The following is a 20,248-nucleotide window of genomic DNA, read 5'->3' as shown; positions in this document are numbered from 1 at the left end:
TGTCGGGCGGGGTCGTACGATCGCAGCCATGAGCGGGCACGTGACGGGGGCCGTGGCGGCATTGGCTGGCGAGCTGCCGGCGTGGGTTTCGCTGCTGCGCGCGCCGAACCCGGGGCCGATGACCCTCGACGGGACCAACACCTGGGTGCTGCGCGCGCCCGACGCCGACCACGCCATCGTGGTCGACCCCGGGCCGGCCGACGAGGGGCACCTGAAGCGGATCGCGGAGCACGGCCCGATCGGCCTGATCCTCATCACCCACGGCCACCCCGACCACACCGAGGGCGCCGCCCGCCTGCGCGAGCTGGTCGGTGCGCCGGTCCTCGCCGCCGACCCGGCGCACACCATCGGCGGTACCTCACTGAGCGCCGAGACCACGCTCGACGACACCCTCGGCATCCACCTGCTGAACACTCCCGGACACACCGCCGACTCGGTCTGCTTCCTCATCGAGTGCGGCGACGAGCGGGTGGTGCTCACCGGTGACACCATCCTGGGCCGGGGTACCACCGTGGTGGCCCACCCGGACGGGAACCTCGGCGACTACCTGGGCAGCCTCGAGCTGCTGTCCGCGTACACCGGGATCGCGGCGCTGCCGGGCCACGGCCCGGCGCTGGCCGACTGCGCCGCCGCCGCCGAGTTCTACCTCGCCCACCGGCGGGCCCGGCTCGACCAGGTCCGGTCGGCGGTCAACGCCGGCGCCCGGACGCCCGCCGACGTGGTGGCGGCGGTCTACGCGGACGTGGACCGCTCGCTCTGGTGGGCGGCGGAATGGTCGGTCCGTGCCCAGCTCGAATATCTGGGCGTCGACAGCGGGGAATCCGCGCCGGGGGTCAGTGGGTTGGAGCACACGTGACCTGCCCGGTGTGCGGAACTGTCGCCGTCCCCGGCGCACGGTTCTGCCACAACTGCGGCGCCGCGCTACCGGCGGCCGCCACGTTGCCGGCGGCCGAGCGCCGGGTCGTCACCGTTCTCTTCGGTGACCTCTCCGAATTCACCTCCTGGTCGGAGGACCTCGACCCGGAACGCGTCGGCGCGGTCACCGACCGCGTGCTCGCCGCCCTGGCCGGTGCCGTCAAGACCTTCGGCGGGCACGTCGACAAGCTGACCGGCGACGGGATCATGGCGGTCTTCGGGGCCCCGGTGGCGCACGAGGACGACGCCGAGCGGGCCGTCCGGGCCGCCCTGTCGATGCAGCGGGCGGTGCGCCGGGTGCTCGACGACGAGCGGGGCGGCGGCGCGCCGCTCGGTCTGCGGGTCGGCCTGAACACGGGCGACGTCATCGCGGGTATCCAGGCCGCCATCGAGTACACGGTCATCGGCGACACGGTGAACACCGCCGCCCGGCTGGCCGACGCCGCTGCCGTCGGCGCGGTCTACGCCGGCGGGCGCACCGCCGCCGCCACCCGGCACGTCGCCTCCTGGCGGGCGCTGCGCCCGCTGCGGCTCAAGGGCAAGCGGGAACCGGTCGAGGCGTACGAGCTGCTGGGCCTGTTGGACGCGCCGGGCACCCGCTCGGGTCTCGGCGACGAGGCGCCCTACGTGGGCCGGGAGACCGAGATCGGGCGGGTCGCCGGCCGACTCGCCGAGGTGATCGACCAGGGTGACCCGCGGGTGCTGCTGATGACCGCCGAGGCGGGCATCGGCAAGTCCCGGTTCGCCGCCGAGGTGGAGCGCCTCGCGGCCGGGTACGACGTGGGCGCCGGCCGGTACGCGGCGCACACCGGCGCGCGGGTGCTGTCGGTACGCTGCGCCGCCTTCGGCGAGCGGCGTCGGCTCGCGCCCCTGGCCGACCTGGTCCGTGCCGCCGTCGGTCTCCCCAGCGACGCCGCCACCGCGCTGACCCGGCCGGCCGTGGAGGAGCGGCTACGCCGACTCGGCCAGCGTCTCGCCCGCTCGGGTGAGACGGCTCCGATCGCCAACGACCAACTGCTCGCCCTGCTCGGCTACGCCGAACTGCCCGCGCACTCCGGCACCGACAACGGCGAGTGGGGCGCCGCGGGTGCGGCGGCCGCCGACGCCGAGGCGGTGCCGAACGCCGTGGCCGACCTGCTCAGCGGGCTCGCCTCGGAAGCGCCGCTGGTGATCGTGGTGGACGACCTGCACGACGCGACCGCCGAGACCATCAGCGCCCTCGGGTCGACCCTCTCCCGACTCACCGGCCCGGTGCTCGTCCTGCTGCTCGGCCGCCCCGAACTGGTCCGTACCGCCGGTGCGTTGACCCGTGTCGCGGACGCCGAGGTGCACTCCCTGCCGCCGCTGCGGGGCGCCGACGCGGCCCGCCTGCTGACCAGCTATCTCGGCGGCGGGAAGTTGCCGCCGGCCGACGCCGACCGGCTGCTCGCCACCGCCCAGGGCAACCCGTTCTACCTGGCCGAGTTGGTCACCCTGCTGATCGAGCGCGGTGCGCTGACCACCGCCGCCGGCACGCGGGACCAGGACTCGTCCGGCTGGCGGTTGGTGCCCGGCTCGCTGGGCAGCCGGCTGCTCTCGCGGGACCTCGCGGCCGTCCTCGCCGCCCGGATCGACGCGCTGCCTCCGGACGCCCGTTCCGTGCTGCGCGACGCCGCCGTCGTCGGCGACACCGTGGCGACGGGCGCGCTGGAAGCGCTCCGCGAGCAGCGCCGGGACGGGAGGCCGTCGGCGGTGGTCGCCGTCGAGTTCGACCGCGCCGTCGAGGAGCTGCTGCAACGCCGCATGCTGCACCGCACCCGCTCCGGGTACGCGTTCGCCACCCCGCTCATGCGGGAGGCCGCGTACGCCGGGGTGAGCAAGGCGGAGTTGGCCGAGCGGCACGCCGCGTTGGCCCGCTGGGCCGCGCCGGCCGAGGGTGTCACCGCGGGCGGCTTCTCGGAGGAGGCCCGCGACGACTTCGTCGCCGCACACGTGCAGCGGGCGGCCACGCTCGCCGACGCGGTGAAACTGCGACCGGACGCGCCGGCCCGCGCCGTGGTCCCGCTCGGGATCGCCGCACTCGGCCGGGCCGCCCGCCGCTCACTGTCCGCCGGGGAGCCCGCCCTCGCCGTCGAGTACGCCGAACGCGCCAGCGAACTGGCTCGCGACGGGGTGCCGGCGACCGACCGGGTGGTGCACGCCCGCGCGCTGCTGCAGATCGGTCGGGTGGTGGACGCGCTCGCCTTCGCCGAGAAGATCGCCGCGAACGCGGGGGACGACGCCACCCGGGCCAGCGCCCTGCTGCTCGCCGGGCAGGCCCAGCAGACCCTCGGTGAGCAGGGCCGGGCGGAGGCCGCCTGGCAGGAGGCGTTGCAGGTGGCCACCGCCGAAGGGCTGCCCACGCTGCGCGCGTCCGCCATGCGCCGGCTCGGCATGGGCGACTTCGTGGCCGGTCGGCTGAGCCAGGCGAGCAGCCGGCTGGCCGCCGCGTACCAGGTCAGCCTCGCCGCGCAGGATCGGCGCGGGCAGGCCTGGTCGCTGCAGAACCTGGCGTGGGTGACCACCACCCGGGGTGACTTCGCCGGCACCGACGCCGTGCTCGGTCGGGCCGCACGGCTCTTCGCCGAGCTGAAGGACCCGTACGGTCGGGCGTGGCTGCGGGGCACCACCGCGTTCGCCCGGCTGCTCGCCGGTCGGCTGCGGGAGGCGTGCCGCCTGGCGCAGGTCTTCCTGCCCTTCGGCGAGCGGGTGGGCGAGGCGTGGGCGGTGGGTACGCTGCGCGCGGTCGCGGCGTACGCCACCGCGGAGCTGGGCGACCTGGCCGAGGCGGACCGGGAGGCCCGCCGCGCGTACCGCGAGTTCGCGGCCGCCTCCGATGACTGGGGGCGCGGGTTCGCGCTGGTGGTCCGGGCCGTCGTGGCGCGTGGGCTGGGCGAGCCGGAACACGCGGCCGACCTGCTCACCGACGCCCTGGTGTACGCCGAGCAGACCTCCCACCCGCTGCTCACCGGAATGGCCGGCACGCTGCGCGGCTCCGTGGCGCTGGACATGGGCGACCACGAGACCGCAGAGCAGGCCGCACGGGCGGTGTTGACGGCCGTCGAGCCGCACAACCCGCAGGCGCCGGCGCAGGTCGCGCCCCGGGTGCTGCTGGCCACCGCCCGACTGGCGGCCGGCGATCCGGCGACTGCGGTCGGGCTGCTCGCCCCCGTGGCGACGGCCGCCGCCACCACGCCCTCCCTGCTCCTGTCCCGCCGCCAGACCATGGCCCGGTACGCGTCGGCGCTGCTCGCCCACGGTCAGCGGGAGCAGGCGCTGGACTGGGCCCGACGGGCGGTCGCCGCACCCGCCGAGGACGTACGCAGTCAGGTGATCGCGGCGAGCGTGCTCGCCGAGGCGTTGGCGGCCTGCGGCCACCCGGAGGAGGCCCGGTCCTGCGCCGACGAGGCGGTCCGCCTGGCGTACGCGACGGAACAGCGCAGCGAACGACGGGCCGCCAAAGCCCTCCAGGAACGCCTGACCCCCACGAATCCCCCGCCCGCTGATCATGAAGTTGTTGCCACCGACGCCGGCGTGTCGACGCAATAACGTCATGATCGTCGCCTGCGGGTGGGTGGGGGTTCGGTGGGTTTTGGCGGTTCTGGGGATGTGGTTGTCCCGGGGAGCGGCTAGCGTGTCACCACCGCGCGGTGCTCCACAGTGGTGACCGTCGCCGTGCCTGGGGGAGGCCCACCATGAAGCTGCCGCGTTCCGTCGCCGGCTGGACCATCGCGGTCTTCGGCGTCCTGGCGCTCGTGATGGGCGGCGTCGGTCTGCTCTGGCCGGAGGCGCAGTTGCGCATGCTCGGGTTCGAGGTGCCGGCGACGCGTTCCGCCGGCGACTACACCGGCACCTTCCTGCTGGCGTCCTCGATGGCGGCGTTCAACATGGGCGTCTACTACCTGCTCGCGACGGTCACCGAGTGGCGGTCGTTCTACCGGTTCACGGTGGTGTTCCGGTTGGTCACCTTCACCGTGTTCACCATCGCCGTGCTGGCCGACATCGCTCCCGACAGGTTCTTCGGCGTGGCCGCGTGGGAAGGGCTCGGTGCGGTGGCGACCGCGGTCGGCCTGCGGATGGACGCTCGCCGGGGCACGCCGCCCGCCTCTGCCGCTTCAGCGCCGGCCGCTTCGGCGGACGCGGTGCGCTGAGCCACCGGCAGGGTTGGGTATTTTCGAGCGGTGACCGACACCCCGACCGGCGGCCTGCCGGTGCCGATCGTGCCCGGTCTGACTGATTTGCGGGTCTTTGCCCGAGGTGGTTACGCCACCGTCTACCAGGCCACCCAGATCTCCGTCGACCGCGAGGTCGCCGTCAAGGTCGAAAATCGCACGCTGGACAGCGAACGCGACCAGGCCCGCTTCCTGCGCGAGGCGCGGGCGGCCGGACGGATGTCGTCGCACCCGCACGTCGTGGACCTCTTCGACGTCGGCGTGACCGTCGACCAGCACCCGTACCTGATCATGGAACTCTGCGACGGGTCGTACGCCGAGCGGATGCGCAACTCGCCGCTCGGGCCGGTGGAGGCCCGCGACCTCGGCATCAAGATCGCCGACGCGTTGGCCCATTCGCACGGCGCCGGGGTGCTGCACCGGGACGTCAAGCCCGCGAACATCCTCTACTCACACTTCAACTCGGCGGTGCTTGCCGACTTCGGGCTGGCCGTACTGGCCGAGGCCCGGGACGCCTCGGTCACCCTGGAGGTGCTCACCCCGGCGTACGCGCCACCGGAGATGTTCAGCCACAGCCCGCCATCGCCGGCCGTCGACGTGTACGCGCTCTGCGCCACCCTCTACGCGGTGATGCACGGCCGACCGCCGCGGTGGCAGTCCGAGCGCAACCCCAGTCTGGTGACCGTGCTGGAGATGTTCAACCAGCCGATCCCCGCCCTGCCCGGCGTGCCGGACGAGCTGATCGACGTGCTGCGGCTCGGCATGGCCAACGATCCGGGCGAGCGGCCGTCCGCGCTCGAACTGCACGACCTGCTCACCACCCTGCCGTTCGGCGGGCCGGCCGCCCCGGTGAGTGGCGCCCCCCTCAGCGGCGGCGCCTCGATCGGCGGTGGCTCGCCCCGATCCGGCCTGTACGGCACGGGCCAGCCCGGTCCCCGTCCACCGGTCGAGGACACCCGCCCCGGCGTGCCCGGCGGGCGGCGCTGGCGGCGACGCTGGTTCCTCGGCGGCGCCGGCGTGCTGGCGCTCGCCGCCTCCGCCACCACCGGCGCCTGGGTGGCCAGCAGTGACGGGCCGCCCAGCCCGTCCCCCTCGGTGACCCGGGTCGCGGCCCCGGCAACCGGGCCGCTGCCCGGTTGCGCCGGCGTGCCGACCGCACTGCCCAGTGGCGCCCGCTGTCTGCCCGAACTGGAGTGCTTCGGCCCGGTGCGCATCCGCGGCGAACGTGCGGAGGCGGCCCGGGTCCCCTGCGACGGCCGGCACACCTGGGAGGCGTACGCCGAGGGCATCCTGCCGGTGCCGCTGGTGGGCGCGGACCACGACGAGGTGGTCGCCGCCGAGCAGGTACGACAGGTGTGCAGCGCCACGACGTTCCGGCTGACCACCGAGATCACCGAGCCGGCCGGCTGGCACCTGGAGGTGTTGCCGCCCGTCGACGGCAACGTCGACCGGGTCTACCGCTGCCTGGCCGGCCGGGGCGTCGACGCGCTCACCGCCCCCACTCTCACCGGTCGCTGAACCCGCCGCGCGTCCGTCCCCGGTCACGCACCGCACGCAACGCGTCCCGGCTGTCCAGCGCGTCGAGGGTGTCCGCGTCGATGCCGTACGGCATCAGGTCCGGTGGGGCGGTGGGGTTCGGCTGCTCCGCCGGCTCCGGTTCGTCACGCTGGCGGGCGGCCGACACGGCGACGGTGGCGACCGTCGCCAGCAGCACGCACAACAGCGCGAGAACGACCCCGACAAGGTCCTGCCGGCGCAGGACGACCAGCAGGATCAGCAGCGCGAGGGCACCCGGGGCCGCGACCGCCGCCACCATCCGCGCATCGATCCTGGAGAGTCGATTCACCCTTCCAGCATGTCGTGGCCCGGCTCGCTGTCAACCGCAGAGGCGATCCGCCACGCCGAGCGGCGTCGATCAAACGGTTGGGTCGACCTGACCGATCGGATCGCGTACGCAGTGGACTCGCCTCGCTACTCTCGGTGTTCCGCAGGCTGCTCCGTCAGCGAGGTCGCCCATGAACGTACGCCCACCCCGGTCCCGGCTCCGCTCGGTCGCGACGACGCTGGCGGTCGCTTTGACCCTCACCCTGGCCGCTGCGGCCGGATGCGACAGCCGCAAGGAGCCGGATCTGCCGTCGGTCCAGCAGAAACTGCGGGAGTCGCACACCTTCGGTCAGTCGACGCTGCGCATCGGCGTCGCCACCAAGGAGCCGCTGATGGGCGACCTGCGTAACGGCCAGCACGTCGGCTTCGACGTCGAGATCGGCAAGTACATCGCGGCCTCGCTGGGCTACCAGGGCGAGCAGCGGCTGGAGTTCGTGTCGGTGGCCACCGAGAACCGCATCCCGGCGCTGCAGGGCGGCACGGTGGATCTTGTGGTGTCCAGCTTCTCGATGACCGAGGAGCGCGAGAAGCTGGTCAGCTTCGCCGGCCCGTACTTCGTCACCACCCAGGAGGTGATGGTGCCGGTCCGGCTCAAGGACAAGATCCGCACCATTGAGGACCTGCGTGACCCGGCCTACAAGGTCTGCACCAGCGGGGGGTCCACCACGGAGGCCGAGCTGGAGAAGCACCAGGTCAGAACGTTCGTGGTGAAGGACGTGGGGGACTGCGTCGACGGTATCCGGCGCGGCCGGTACGACGCGGTCAGCTCTGACGAGACGATCCTCGCCGGCTTCCTGTCCATCTACCCGAGGGAGTTCGAGGTCGTCGACATGCCGTTCGGCACCAGCGAACTGCTGGGCATCGGCGTGCCGATCGGCGACCCCGCGCTGCGTGACCTCGTCGCGTACTTCCTGCAGAAGAGCTACCAGATGGGCCGCAACGGGGAGGCGAGCCCCTGGCAGATCGCGTACAACAGCACCCTCGGGCCGTGGTTGCACGTCGAGAAGCGTCAGCCGCAGCCGCTGAACGTGCCGAAACTGGTGGACTTCGACGACAAGTCGCCCTCGTCGTGAGCACGACGCCGACCGCCACCGACGGCCCGGTTCCACCGCCCCGTGCGGCGGTGCCGGTCGAGCCGACGGCCCAGATCGAGCCCGTGCGCGTGCCCTGGGACCCGTCGGAACGGCGGGCGCGGGCCAGCCAGTCGTTCTGGACCGCGGTCGTGGGCGTGCCGGCGATCTTCTCGGTGCTCCGGCTCGGCGTGGAGGCGGGCGGCGAGCTACAGACCACCCTGTTGCTGGTCGCCAACGTCGGGACGGTCAACCTGCTCGCGGGTTTCCTCACCACCGCGGCCCGACTGCTCTCCACCGGGCTGGTCGCCGTCTTCGCGCTCGGCGCGGTGCTGGCCGTGAGCGTGGAGCGCCTGCCACCCGGCACCCGACGTCGTCCACTCTTCGCCCGCTGGGCGGACCTCACCCCGGCCTGGTTCGTGCTGGCCAGCTTTCTGCTCGCCCTGCTCACCTGGCCGCTGCTCTACCTGCCGCTGCTGCTGCCCGCGTTCGCGGCCGCGTTCCAGCTCCGGCCGGAGCGGTTGCACGAATGGGTCGTACCCCGGTTCCTGGCGATCATCGCGCTGTTCGCCGGGTACGGGTGGCTGATGGTGCCCACCCTGCGCGCCGCCGGCGCGGAGGGTGACCTGCTGGTGCTGGCGCTGCTGACGGTCCCGCCGGTGCTGGCGCTGTTCATCGCCGGGCCGCTGCCCGGCGTGGTCATCCGTCCGCTGGCGTCGGTGACCGAGGTGGCGGTGCTGGCCATGCTGCTCTGGGCCGCGCTGCCGGTGATCAGCACACCGGTCCTACCGCTCACCGTCACCACGGTGGGCGCCGAGAACGGCCCGACCGAGGACGTACGAGGGCACGTGGTGACCACCGACGATGTCAACATGGTGATCCTGCAGGAGCGGGGTGGGGTCCGGTACGTGCCCGTCGGCCTCGTCCGGGCGCAGGTGCTCTGCCCGAGCGAGGAGGAGTTGCCCCGGCACCGGCTGCGCATCCACGACTTCCACGTCGAGGACTCGCTGCTGGAAGGGCTGGGCCGCCGCGTCCGCCCGGTGTACCGCATCGACGCCGCCTGCCGCGCCCCCGGGCCGCCCGCCGCGCCTCAGTAGGACTTCTCCTGACCCAGGACGTGCTGGGCGACGAAGTTGAGGATCATCTCCCGGCTGACCGGGGCTATCCGACCCGCCCGCACCGCGCCCAACAGCGTCGCCACCCCGTACTCGGTGGTCATGCCGGCCCCGCCGAGGGCCTGCACGGCGGTGTCCACGGCGAGCGCGGCGGCCTCGCCGGCCGCGTACTTGGCCATGTTGCCGGCCACCCCGGCCTCCAGGTCACGGCCGGCGTCGTACAGCGTGGCCGCCTTCTGGATCATCAGGCGGGCCAGCTCCACCTGCACGGCCGCGTGCGCCAGCGGATGCGACACCCCCTGGTGCGAGCCGATGCTCCGGCCACCCCAGACCTTGCGGGTGGCGGTGTACTCGCTGGCGCGCTCGATGGCGTACCGGCCGGTGCCGGCACCCATCGCCGCCACCGTGATCCGCTCGGGGTTGAGCCCGCTGAACAGGGCCGGCAACCCGGCGTCGAGGGACTCGCCGACCAGCGCGTCGGCGGGCACCCGCACGTCGTCCAGGTAGAGCAGGAACTGGTTCTCCGGGGACACGATCTCCATGTCCAGCTTGGACCGGGTCAGCCCGGCCGCGTCGGTCGGCACGATGAAGAGCGCGGGCTTGAGCTTCCCGGTGGCGGAGTCCTCCGTCCTCGCGACGACGAGCACGTGACCCGCCTCGTCGACGCCGGAGATGTAGCACTTGCGGCCGTTGAGCACCCAGTCGTCGCCGTCGCGGCGGGCCACCGTGCCGAGGCGGTGGAAGTTGGATCCGGCCTCCGGCTCGGTGATCGCGAAGACGATCTTCGCTGAGCCGTCGGCGAGACCGGGCAGGTGCCGTTTGCGCTGTTCCTCGGTGCCATGTCGGGCGATCACGGTGGCCGCGATGGCGGGGGACACCACCAACAGCAGCAGCGGGCAGCCGGCCGCCGCCAACTCCTCGCAGACGATTGCCAGTTCGGTGATGCCGCCGCCCCCACCGCCGTACTCGGTGGGGATGTTGACCCCCAGGTAGCCGAGCCGCCCCGCCTCGGCCCACAGCTCGGTGGTGTGCTCACCGGCCTTCGCCTTCTCGACGAAGTAGCCGTGCCCGTACCGGCGGCCGAGCGCCCGTACCGCGTCGCGCAACTGGTCCTGTTCGGAAGTGAGGTCGAAGTTCATCAGTGGTCCTTTCCGATAACGGCCAGCACGTCGCCCGTCCGTACCTGACCACCGGCGGACACCGGCAGTTCGGCGACCACGCCGTCGGTCGGGGCGAGCACGGGATGTTCCAGCTTCATCGCTTCGAGGGTGAGCAGAAGGTCGCCGGCCGCGACACGCTGGCCGACCTCGACGTGCACCCGGGTCACCGCGCCGGGCAGTGGCGCGAGCAGCGACCCGGCGGCCAGCTCCGCGGTCGGCAGGGGCAGACGCGGCAGCTCGGCCAGGCTCGCCGCCCCGTCCGGACCGTCCACGAAGATCTCCGACCCCACCCGGTGTACGCGGTACGACCGCCGCACCCCGTCGACGTCGAGGACCACGCGGTCCGGGTTGGCCTCGATCAGCTCGACCACCTGCCGCTCGGCGCTCCCGTCAGGGGCGCCGGGTTGGCCGGCGGCGCGGCGTCCGTCGGGGTTGTCCGGGTCGGCGTGCTGCGCGACGGACCAATCGACCAGGCCGCCGGTGCGGTCGAGCCGGTAGTGGACCTCGATCTCGCCGTCCGGACCGGTGAAGCGGGTGACCTGTCCGACGGCCGGCACGTTGCGCCAGCCGGAGGGGAGGCCGGCGAGCACCGGTGCGGTCGATCGGCGGTGTGCGGCGCCGGCCAACGCGGCGGCGAGCGCGGTGACCGGGAGCTGGTCGGCGGGGAGCAGCGGCGCGAAGACCTCCGGGTGCCGGTCCAGAAAGCCGGTGTCGATCTCGCCGGCCGCGAACTCCGGGCTGCGCAGCACCCGGACCAGCAGATCCCGGTTGGTGGCGACGCCGTGAATCTCGGCCCGCGCCAGCGCGCCCGCGAGCGCGCGGATGGCCTCGGACCGGGTCGGGGCCACGGCGATCACCTTGGCCAGCAGCGAGTCGTAGTGCACGCTTACCACCGAGCCGGCCACCACCCCGGAGTCGAGTCGCAGGCCCGCCCGCTGGATCGAGCCGAACTCGCGGTCCACGCCCGGCACCTGGAAGCGGTGCAGGGTGCCGGTGGCGGGCCGCCAACCCTGCGCCGGCTCCTCGGCGCAGAGCCGCACCTCGATCGCGTGGCCACGGGTGTCGGGATCGTGGTGCTGCGCCGGCAGCGGCTCACCCTCGGCCACCAGCACCTGCATCCGGACCAGGTCCAGCCCGTCCGCAGTGGTCAGTTCGGTGACCGGATGCTCCACCTGGAGTCGGGTGTTCATCTCGAGGAAGTAGACCGCCCCGTCGGGCGTCAGCAGGAACTCGACAGTGCCCGCGCCCACGTAGTCGACAGCTCGTCCGGCGGCCTCGGCGGCCTCGTGCAGACGCTCCCGCACCTCGGCTGGCACCAGACCGGGCGCCTCTTCGATGATCTTCTGGTGCCGGCGCTGGATCGAGCACTCCCGGACGCCGAGCACGTGCACGGTCCCGTGGGTGTCGCCGAGGATCTGCACCTCGACGTGCCGGCCGCGCTCGACGTACCGCTCGATGAAGACCGTGCCGTCACCGAACGCCGAAGCCGCCTCGCGCCGCGCGGAGGCGACGGCCTCGGCGAGCTCGGCCGCGTCCCGGACGATCCGCATGCCCCGGCCACCGCCACCGGCGGACGCCTTAACCAGCACCGGGAAGCCGGTGGCCTGGTCGGCGTCGGTCCAGCTCGGCAGCATCGGCACGCCCGCCTCGGCGAGCAGCGCCTTCGCCGCCAGCTTGTCACCCATCGCGGCGATGACCTTGGCCGGCGGACCGACCCAGGTCAGACCCGCGTCGGTCACCGCCGCCGCGAACTCGGCGTTCTCGGCGAGGAACCCGTAACCCGGGTGGACGGCGTCCGCGCCGCTGCGCCGCGCCGCGTCCAGGAGGAGATCCACCCGCAGGTACGTCTCGGCCGGCGTGGCGCCCGGCAGCCGGACCGCCTGATCGGCCTCGGCGACGAAGGGCGCGTCGGCGTCCGCGTCCGAGTGCACGGCGACGGTCTGCACGCCCATCGCCCGGCAGGTGGCGAAGACCCGGCGGGCGATCTCGCCCCGGTTGGCCACGAGCAGTCTGGTGATCATTGGCGACTCCCTCTACATCCGGAAGACGCCGAAGCCGTCGGCGCCCCTGACCGGTCCGTTGTGGATCGCCGATAGACAGAGGCCGAGGACGGTACGCGTGTCCCGAGGGTCGATCACCCCGTCGTCGTAGAGCCGGCCGGAGAGGAACAGCGCGCCCGACTGCGACTCGATCTGCTGCTCGACCATCATCCGCATCGCCGCGTCGGACTCCTCGTCGTAGTCACGCCCACGGGCGGCGGCCGCCTGCCGGGCCACGATCGACAGCACGCCGGCGAGCTGTGCCGGACCCATCACCGCCGACTTGGCATTCGGCCAGGTGAACAGGAACCTCGGCTCGTACGCCCGACCGCACATGCCGTAGTTGCCGGCCCCGTACGAGGCCCCGAGGTTCACCGTGAGGTGCGGCACCGTCGAGTTGGACACGGCATTGATCATCAATGCGCCGTGCTTGATGATCCCGCGCTGCTCGTACTCGGTGCCGACCATGTAGCCGGTGGTGTTCTGCAGGAAGATCAACGGGGTGTCGGAGGCGTTGGCGAGCTGGATGAACTGGGCCGCCTTCTGCGCCTCCGCGCTGAACAGCACCCCCCGCGCGTTGGCCAGCACGCCAACCGGATAACCGTGCAGCTCGCCCCAGCCGGTGACCAGCGAGTCCCCGTACGCCGGCTTGAACTCGTCGAAGTCACTGCCGTCCAGGATGCGGGCCAGCACCTCACGCGGGTCGAACGGCACCTTCAGATCGGAGCTGACGATGCCCAGCAGCTCCTCCGGGTCGTACTTCGGCGGCCGGGGCACCGCCGTCCGCGGCGCGGGACCCCGCTTGCGCCAGTTCAGTCGGCGTACGCACTGACGGGCCAGGCGGATGCCGTCGCGCTCGTCCTCGGCCAGGTAGTCGGCCAACCCGGACGTGCCGGCGTGCATCGCCGCGCCGCCCAGCGACTCGTCGTCGGTGACCTCTCCGGTCGCCATCTTCACCAGCGGCGGCCCGGCCAGGTAGACCTGTGACCGGTCCCGAATCATGATCACGTGATCCGACATCCCCGGCACGTACGCGCCGCCGGCCGTCGCGTTGCCGAAGACCACGCTGACCGTGGGGATGCCCGCCGCCGAGAGGCGGGTCAGGTCACGGAACACCCGACCGCCGGGGATGAAGATCTCCGCCTGCGTGGGCAGGTCCGCCCCGGCCGACTCGACCAGGTTGACCATGGGCAGCCGGTTGGCCAGGGCGATCTCGCCGGCCCGCCGGGTCTTCGCCAGGGACCATGGATTGACCGCGCCGCCGCGTACCGTCGGATCGTTGGCGACGATCAGGCACTCCACGCCCTCGACGACACCGATGCCGGTGACCACGCTGGCCCCCACCGGGAAGTCCGTGCCGTACGCGGCGACCGGTGACAGCTCGAGGAACGGGCTGTCGGCGTCGACCAGCAACTCGATCCGCTCCCGGGGCAGCAGCTTGCCGCGTGCGTGGTGCCGCGACACGTACTTCGCACCGCCGCCCGCGCGTGCCTGGTCGAGCGCGGCGTCCAACTCGGCCAGTCGCTCCAGCAACGCCGCCCGGTTGGCCGCGTACGTCGGTGCGGACGGCTCGACCGTGCTGTCCAGGGTGGTCATAGGCCCATGCCCTTCGCGATGATCTCGTTCATGATCTCGGTGGTGCCGCCGCCGATGCCGAGGATCCGCGCGTCGCGGTAGTGCCGTTCCACCTCGGCGTCGCGCAGGTAGCCGAAGCCACCGTGCAGTTGCAGGGCCTGGTCGACGACGTGGTCGCAGGCGGCCACGGCCACGTTCTTCGCCATCGCCACCTCGGTCACCACCGGCTCGCCCGCAGCTACCCGGGCGGCCACCTCGTGCACGTACGACCGGGCTGCCTCGGCCCGCGTGTGCATCTCGACCAGCCGGTGCCGCACCACCTGCCGGCCGACCAGCGGACGCCCGAAGGTCTGCCGGTCCCGGCACCAGCGCACCGCCAGCTCCACACAGCGTTGCGCGGTCGCGTACGCCTGCGTGGCCAGCGAGAGCCGCTCGGCCGCGAAGTGTTGCATGATCGCCAGGAAGCCGGTGTTCTCCGCGCCGATCCGGTTGGTCACCGGCACCCGTACGTCCACGAACGACAGCTCGGCGGTGTCCGAGCAGTGCCAACCCAACTTCTCCAACCGGCGTCCCACGGTGAACCCGGGCGAACCCTTGTCGATCACGAGCAGGGTCAGGTTGCCGCTTCCCGGGAAATCCGTGCACACCGCCGTGGTTACGAAGTCGGCCCGGTGACCGCTGGTGATGTAGGTCTTCGACCCGTTCACCACGTAGTGGTCGCCGTCGCGGCGAGCGGTCGTGCGGATGCCGGCCACGTCCGAACCGCCGTCCGGCTCGGTGATGGCCAGGGCACCGATCGTCGTACCGGCCAGGGTGGGTCGGACGTACCGTTCGATCAGGCCGTCGTCACCCGGGGACGGGACGCCGGTGAGTCGACCGCCGAGCGATCCGCCGGTGCGGGCACCGGCGGCCGCGACCATGTGCGGCAGCGCGATGCCGTGCGTGAACAGGGCCGCGACCAGGCCGGACGACCCGCCGGAACGGATCAGCTCCTCGGTCACGATGATGGAGTCGAGCAGGTCGCCGCCGCTGCCGCCGACCGACTCGGGAAAGCCGATGCCGAGTAGGCCCAGCTTCGCGGCCGTGGCGTGCAGGGCCCGGGGGACCTCGCCGGCCCGTTCCCAGTCGTCCAGGTGCGGCAGCACCTCCCGGGTCACGAACGCCCGGGTCAACTCGCGGAGCTGTCGACGCTCCGGGGTGTCCACGATGCTCATCGGGCGACCTCCGCCGGCAGGTCGACGATCCGCGCGCGGAGCAACTCACCGAGCGCCTTGGCCTGCGGGTCGAATCGGGTGGACGCGGCCACCCCGGCCCCGAGCAGGCCCTCGATCACGAAGTTCACCGCCCGCAGGTTCGGCAGCTCGTAGCGCCGGACGGTGAGTGCCGCCGTCTCCGGCAGCAGCTCGGCCAGCCGCTCGACGGTCAACCAGGCGCGCAGCCACGCGTACCCGGCGTCGGAGCGCGCCCAGACGCCGAGGTTGGCGTCCCCGCCCTTGTCGCCCGAGCGCGCGCCGACCAGCTCACCGAGCGCTCCGCGCCGGGTCGGGCCGGTGACCGCCGCGTCGCCACCCGACGCGGCCTCGTCCGGGGCGATCGGGGCCGTGCGGGCCGGCGGGGCGATCGACACCCGCTCGCCGCCGGGCAGGACCGCCACCTGCGCGACCTCGTCCTGCGGCACGGTGTCGGCGGTGAAGACGCCGTACGGGGTGGCGTCGCCCGGCAGGGTGGTCAGCGTGCAACCCGGGTACGAGGCCAGTGCCAGCTCCACGGCGGCGGCCGAGAAGACCCGCCCGGCCCGCGTCCGGTCACTGTCGCGCAGGTGTACGTGCAGCAGGGCGCTGGCCGCCTCGGTGTCGGCGGCGTCGGGGTGGTCGGTGCGGGCGAGGGTGAACTCCAGCCCGGCGCTGCCGACCGCCTCGGCGATCTGCCCCCGTACCAGGGCCGCCTTCGCCTCGATGTCGAGGCCGCACAGGACGAACGTCATCGAGTTCCGGAAGCCGCCGAGGTTGTTGACGCCCACCTTGAGCGTGGGCGGCGGCGGGGTACCCCGTACGCCGGTGACGCGCACCCGGTCCGGTCCGTCGGGGTGCAGGGTCACCGTGTCCAGCCGGGTGACCACGTCCGGCCCCAGGTACGCCGGCCCGCCGACCTCGTACAACAGTTGGGCGGTGACGGTCTCCACGGTGACCGCGCCACCGGTGCCCGGATGCTTGGTGAGCACAGCGGAACCGTCGGGGCGCACCTCGGCGATCGGGAAGCCGGGCCGGTGCCCGCCGTCGGGCAGCTCGGTGAAGAAGCTGAAGTTGCCGCCGGTGACCTGTGCGCCGCATTCGAGGAGGTGCCCCGCGACGGTGGCCCCGGCCAGCTCGTCGAGATCGTCGCGACTCCACCCGTACCGCGCGATGGCCGGGCCCACCACCAGCGACGCGTCGGTGACCCGACCCGTCACGACCACGTCGGCCCCGGCGTCGAGGCAGGCGGCGATCCCGAACGCGCCCAGGTACGCGTTCGCGGTGAGCGCGTCGGCCCGTTGGAGGGCGTCGCCCTCGACGTACCCGACCCGCACCGCCAGGCCCAGGCGGCCGGCGAGCGCCTCGATGGCGGCGGCCAGTCCGGCCGGGTTCAACCCGCCCGCGTTGGTCACGACCCGCACCCCCCGGTCGAGGGCCGTGCCGAGGCACGTCTCCGCCTGGCGCAGGAACGTCTTCGCGTAGCCGAGGTCGGGGTCGCGGAGCCGGTCCCGACCGAGGATCAGCATGGTCAACTCGGCCAGGTAGTCGCCGGTCAGCACGTCCAGCTCGCCGCCGTCGAGCATCTCCCGCCAGGCGGTGAACCGGTCACCGTAGAAGCCGGAGGCGTTGCCGATACGGATCACGGGCGTACCCCGTCTCCGCTGGCTGGCGTCCGGCCGTCGCCCGGCGGTCCGGCGAAGGCCTGGGCCACGTCGAGCCATTCGTCGGCGACCGGGCCGGTGGGCCGTAGGGCGAGATCCGCCCGGTGCCGGCGCTGGGTGACCAGGAGACAGAAGTCCCGGGCCGGACCGCTCACCCGGTCGGCGGCGTCCGCCGGCCCCCAGACCCAGGTGTCGCCGCCGGGCGCGGCCAGCTCGACCCGGACCGGCGACGCTGGTACGGCACGGCCGTGGGCGGTGAACCCGTGCCCGAGGGTACGCACACCGAGGTGCGCCACGTGGCGGAGGCGGTCGGTGGCCGGCCGGACGACACCGAGGGCGTCGGCCACGTCCTCACCGTGCGCCCACGTCTCCATGATCCGCGCGGTCGCCATCGAGGTGGCCGACATCCGGGTGCCGTACCAGGGCAGTTTGTCGCCGGCCGGAACGGCGGCCAGTGCGTCGACGAGCGCGGCCCGGCCGGCCCGCCAGCGGGCCAGCAGGTCGGCGGGGGGTGCCAGGAACTCGTCGACCCCGGCGTCCACCAGCCGGGTCACGTCCGGCGCTCCGGTCACCGTCGCGTAGAACGCCTCGGCGTCGGTGGCGGCCAGCAGCGCCACGTGGTCGGTCCAGGCCAGGTGGGCGATCTGGTGCGAGATGGTCCAGCCTGCCGCCGGGGTCGGGCGGGCCCAGCCGGCCACGGACAGCGGCGCGACCAGCGCGTCCAGGTCGGCGCACTCGTCGGTCAGATCCGTGAGCAGGTCACTGAGGTCGACCATGGTGCCTCCGGTCGGTGCGGGCCCCGATGGCCGGGGTCAGGGCGTGAGCAGGGTGGCGAGCTGACGTTTCCAGGTGACGAGCAGGGCGGTACGACGCGCCGAGTCGTCGCTGAGCAGGTTGGCCACTCCGAGCCCGCGCATCAGGTCGAGGGTGGCCTGCACCGCCTCGCGGACGCCAGGTCGGCGCTCGTCGACCCCGAGCAGCGCGACGGTGAGCCGGTGCATCTCCCGGCCGACCGTCGCCTCCAGCGGCACGAGGGCGTCGCGAAGCTCGCGGTCGGTGCGGGCCGCCACCCACAGTTCGAGCGCGGCGACGAAGAGCGGCCCGGTGAAGGCCACCCCGAGCAGATCGATCACCCGGTCCAGTCGCTGCGGGCCGGCCGGCAACGCCTCGGCCTCGGTGCGCAGCTCGTCGGCGCGGCGTTCGGCCAGGTGCGCCACGGCGGCCGTGACCAGCGCGGCCTTCGTGGGGTAGTGGTGCAACTGGGCACCCCGCGAGACGCCGGCCCGGGCGGCCACGACGGTGGTCGTGGTGCCGGACCAGCCGTGCTCGATGAGGCAGTCGACTGTGGCCTCCAGCAGGCGGGCCCGGGTGGCGCGACTGCGCTCCTGCTGGGGAACACGTGTCGATGCGGGAGGCATGCGAACAGCCTGTGGCCTGGGAAACAAACAGTCAAGACTGACTTTTTGTGGCGCCAGGCGACGAGCGGTGGCCCGGGGCGGCTCCCACCGGGTGTCTGCGGGCTCTGTCGGGCGGCTCTCACCTGGTGTTCTTGCGGTCTGTCGAGTGGCCCCACCGCTCTCCTTGGGCCCTGTCGGGCGGCTCTCACCTGGTGTTCTCGCGGTCTGTCGGGCGGCCCCACCGCTCTCCTTGGGCCCTGTCGAGCTGCCCCAGGAATGGGGCAGGCGGGTCGCGTCGCCTCCCGAATCGCCTGCCCCAGATTCGGGGCAGCTCGACAGGGCCCAACCACCTACTCCGCGGTCCTGCTCGCCACCGATCACCCGGCCGTGCCGGGGCGAGGGCTGGCTGGTCGAACGTGTACGCGTCGGGCGGATCCGTGCGGTTCAGCGGCCGTCGCGGGGGCCGAAGACGGCGAGCGCGTCGGCGTCGCTGTGGCGGGAGCGCAGGTACTCGTCGGCCCACGCGGCGGCGTCCGGATAGCCCGACTCCGTCGTCACCCGGGCGCAGGCCGCGTCCACGTCGAACGCGGTACGGCGGAGCTGGACGCCCGGCCCGAGCAGGGCCCACCACGCGCCCGCGCCCCCGTACGGCATGCCGACGCTGCCCGCGTTGACGACCAGCCGTCGGTCGACCAGCCGGGTGAAGGGCATGTGGGTGTGACCGCAGACGACCGTGGAGACCTCGGCCGGCAGACCGGCGAACACCTCCGCCCAGCGCGCCATCCGGGAGTCGACGAGCACCATCTCCTCGTCGTCGCGGGGCGTCGCGTGGCAGAACAGCGTCGGGCCCAGGCCGTCGACCTCCAGCGTCACGGTCGCGGGCAGCGCGGCCAGCCGGGCTACCTGATCGTCCCGAAGCTGGCCGGCGGCCCAGTTCGACACCTCTATCGAGGCGGGGCGGCCCGCACGCGCCTCGACCAGCTCACGTTCGCAGTTGCCGCCCACCCAGCAGGCCCGGTCACCGAGCCCGGCGAGCACGTCCAGCACCTCGACCGGCTGCGGACCGGCCGCGATGTCGCCGGTCAGCACGATGAGGTCGGCGGCGGCGACGTCCGGCTCGGCCAGCACCGCCTCCAGCGCGGGCAGCACACCATGGATGTCGGAGAGCACGGCGACCCGGTTCAGCATGGCCCCACACTTCACCCCGCCAGCCGTCCCGACCCAGCGATTCTGCGCCGGGCAGACAAACGGGCAGACAGATACGTCCCCGCCTTGCCGTCGGGGACGGAAGGCGGGGACGTACCGATGTCTCAGACGCGGGCGCGGCGGGCCAGACGCTCCGGGTCCAGGATGATGATGCTCTTGCCGTCCAGCCGCAGCCAGCCGCGCGAGGCGAAGTCGGCCAGCGCCTTGTTGACCGTCTCCCGGGAGGCGCCGACGAGCTGGGCGATCTCCTCCTGGGTGAGGTCGTGGGTCACGCGCAGGACGCCGCCGTCGCGGGTGCCGAAGCGGCCGGCCATCTGGAGCAGGTTCTTCGCCACCCGGCCCGGCACGTCCGTAAAGATCAGGTCGGCGAGCGAGTCGTTGGTCCGGCGCAGCCGCCGGGCGAGCACCCGGAGCAGCTGCTCGGCGATCTCCGGGCGGTTGTTGAGCCACGGCCGCAGCGCCTGCTTGCGCAGCCGTACCAGCCGGGTGTCGGTCACCGCGGTGGCGGTCGCCGTACGCGGACCCGGGTCGAAGAGCGACAGCTCGCCGACCATGTCCGACGGGCCCATCACCGCGATCAGGTTCTGCCGGCCGTCCGCCGCCCGGCGGCCGACCTTGATCTTCCCGGACAGCAGGATGTAGAGGCTGTCACCGGGCTCGCCCTCATTGAAGACGATCTCGCCCTTGCGGACCTCGATCGTCTCCATCTCCTTGGCGAGCGCCTCGGCAGCTTCCGGGTCGACACCCTGGAAGATCCCGCTGCGGGCCAGTACCTCGTCCATTGCGCACCTCCGGTTGCGCGTG

Annotated in this window: 16 protein-coding genes; 6 read left to right on the top strand and 10 right to left on the bottom strand. The window is 73.2% G+C overall.

Annotated elements, in window-relative coordinates:
* Positions 1-28: 28 nt before the first annotated feature.
* The 4 genes from AB0B55_RS19590 (at position 29) to AB0B55_RS19575 (ending at position 6,623) form a co-directional block, all read left to right on the top strand.
* Positions 29-856, top strand: a complete 828-nt coding sequence (locus AB0B55_RS19590) for an MBL fold metallo-hydrolase (protein WP_357172672.1) — start codon at positions 29-31, stop codon at positions 854-856.
* Complete coding sequence (locus AB0B55_RS19585) at positions 853-4,482, top strand: adenylate/guanylate cyclase domain-containing protein (RefSeq protein WP_357172669.1); 3,630 nt, start codon at positions 853-855, stop codon at positions 4,480-4,482. Before AB0B55_RS19590 ends, AB0B55_RS19585 begins: the two co-directional genes overlap by 4 nt.
* 146 nt (positions 4,483-4,628) lie before the next feature.
* A complete protein-coding gene (locus AB0B55_RS19580) occupies positions 4,629-5,084 on the top strand; it encodes a hypothetical protein (RefSeq protein ID WP_357132847.1) in 456 nt (151 codons plus the stop codon).
* A 30-nt stretch (positions 5,085-5,114) separates the two neighbouring features.
* Positions 5,115-6,623 (top strand): serine/threonine-protein kinase, encoded by a 1,509-nt coding sequence (locus tag AB0B55_RS19575; RefSeq protein ID WP_357132845.1) that lies wholly within the window; start codon positions 5,115-5,117, stop codon positions 6,621-6,623.
* On the opposite strand, the gene AB0B55_RS19570 is transcribed toward AB0B55_RS19575, so the two are convergent.
* Complete coding sequence (locus AB0B55_RS19570) at positions 6,610-6,951, bottom strand: hypothetical protein (RefSeq protein ID WP_357132843.1); 342 nt, start codon at positions 6,949-6,951, stop codon at positions 6,610-6,612. The genes AB0B55_RS19575 and AB0B55_RS19570 overlap by 14 nt on opposite strands.
* A gap of 169 nt (positions 6,952-7,120) precedes the next feature.
* Here AB0B55_RS19570 and AB0B55_RS19565 point away from each other — a divergent pair, with 169 nt between their 5' ends.
* Both AB0B55_RS19565 and AB0B55_RS19560 read left to right on the top strand, forming a co-directional pair.
* On the top strand, positions 7,121-8,062 hold the full coding sequence (locus tag AB0B55_RS19565; protein WP_357132841.1) for a transporter substrate-binding domain-containing protein: 942 nt from the start codon (positions 7,121-7,123) through the stop codon (positions 8,060-8,062).
* Positions 8,059-9,156: a hypothetical protein gene (locus AB0B55_RS19560; RefSeq protein ID WP_357172666.1), complete on the top strand. Its 1,098-nt coding sequence runs from the start codon at positions 8,059-8,061 to the stop codon at positions 9,154-9,156. Before AB0B55_RS19565 ends, AB0B55_RS19560 begins: the two co-directional genes overlap by 4 nt.
* Here AB0B55_RS19560 and AB0B55_RS19555 read toward each other — a convergent pair.
* The 9 genes from AB0B55_RS19555 to AB0B55_RS19515 all read right to left on the bottom strand — a co-directional run bounded on the left by AB0B55_RS19555 (position 9,150) and on the right by AB0B55_RS19515 (position 20,226).
* On the bottom strand, positions 9,150-10,313 hold the full coding sequence (locus tag AB0B55_RS19555; RefSeq protein ID WP_357132837.1) for an acyl-CoA dehydrogenase: 1,164 nt from the start codon (positions 10,311-10,313) through the stop codon (positions 9,150-9,152). The genes AB0B55_RS19560 and AB0B55_RS19555 overlap by 7 nt on opposite strands.
* Positions 10,313-12,355, bottom strand: coding sequence for a biotin carboxylase N-terminal domain-containing protein (locus AB0B55_RS19550; protein WP_357172663.1), 2,043 nt, complete (start codon positions 12,353-12,355; stop codon positions 10,313-10,315). The genes AB0B55_RS19555 and AB0B55_RS19550 overlap by 1 nt, the downstream gene beginning before the upstream one ends.
* Positions 12,356-12,367: 12 nt before the next feature.
* Entirely contained in the window at positions 12,368-13,969 is a 1,602-nt protein-coding gene (locus tag AB0B55_RS19545; protein WP_357172660.1) for a carboxyl transferase domain-containing protein, read from the bottom strand.
* Positions 13,966-15,162, bottom strand: a complete 1,197-nt coding sequence (locus tag AB0B55_RS19540; RefSeq protein ID WP_357172657.1) for an acyl-CoA dehydrogenase family protein — start codon at positions 15,160-15,162, stop codon at positions 13,966-13,968. Before AB0B55_RS19540 ends, AB0B55_RS19545 begins: the two co-directional genes overlap by 4 nt.
* The gene (locus tag AB0B55_RS19535) at positions 15,159-16,823 is read right to left on the bottom strand and encodes an acyclic terpene utilization AtuA family protein (protein ID WP_357172654.1); all 1,665 of its coding nucleotides are present in this window, start codon (positions 16,821-16,823) and stop codon (positions 15,159-15,161) included. Before AB0B55_RS19535 ends, AB0B55_RS19540 begins: the two co-directional genes overlap by 4 nt.
* On the bottom strand, positions 16,820-17,617 hold the full coding sequence (locus AB0B55_RS19530; protein WP_357172651.1) for a TIGR03084 family metal-binding protein: 798 nt from the start codon (positions 17,615-17,617) through the stop codon (positions 16,820-16,822). Before AB0B55_RS19530 ends, AB0B55_RS19535 begins: the two co-directional genes overlap by 4 nt.
* 36 nt (positions 17,618-17,653) lie before the next feature.
* Entirely contained in the window at positions 17,654-18,259 is a 606-nt protein-coding gene (locus AB0B55_RS19525; protein ID WP_357172648.1) for a TetR/AcrR family transcriptional regulator, read from the bottom strand.
* 423 nt (positions 18,260-18,682) lie between these two features.
* Complete coding sequence (locus AB0B55_RS19520) at positions 18,683-19,426, bottom strand: metallophosphoesterase family protein (RefSeq protein WP_357172645.1); 744 nt, start codon at positions 19,424-19,426, stop codon at positions 18,683-18,685.
* Between the two features lie 122 nt (positions 19,427-19,548).
* A complete protein-coding gene (locus tag AB0B55_RS19515) occupies positions 19,549-20,226 on the bottom strand; it encodes a Crp/Fnr family transcriptional regulator (RefSeq protein ID WP_007466162.1) in 678 nt (225 codons plus the stop codon).
* Between the last annotated feature and the right edge of the window lie 22 nt (positions 20,227-20,248).

Origin of the sequence: Micromonospora sp. NPDC049107 (genome assembly GCF_040648595.1) — a bacterium.
Lineage (GTDB): Bacteria > Actinomycetota > Actinomycetes > Mycobacteriales > Micromonosporaceae > Micromonospora.
Note: the sequence above shows the minus strand (reverse complement) of the source record. Positions and strands in the feature narration are given on the sequence as shown.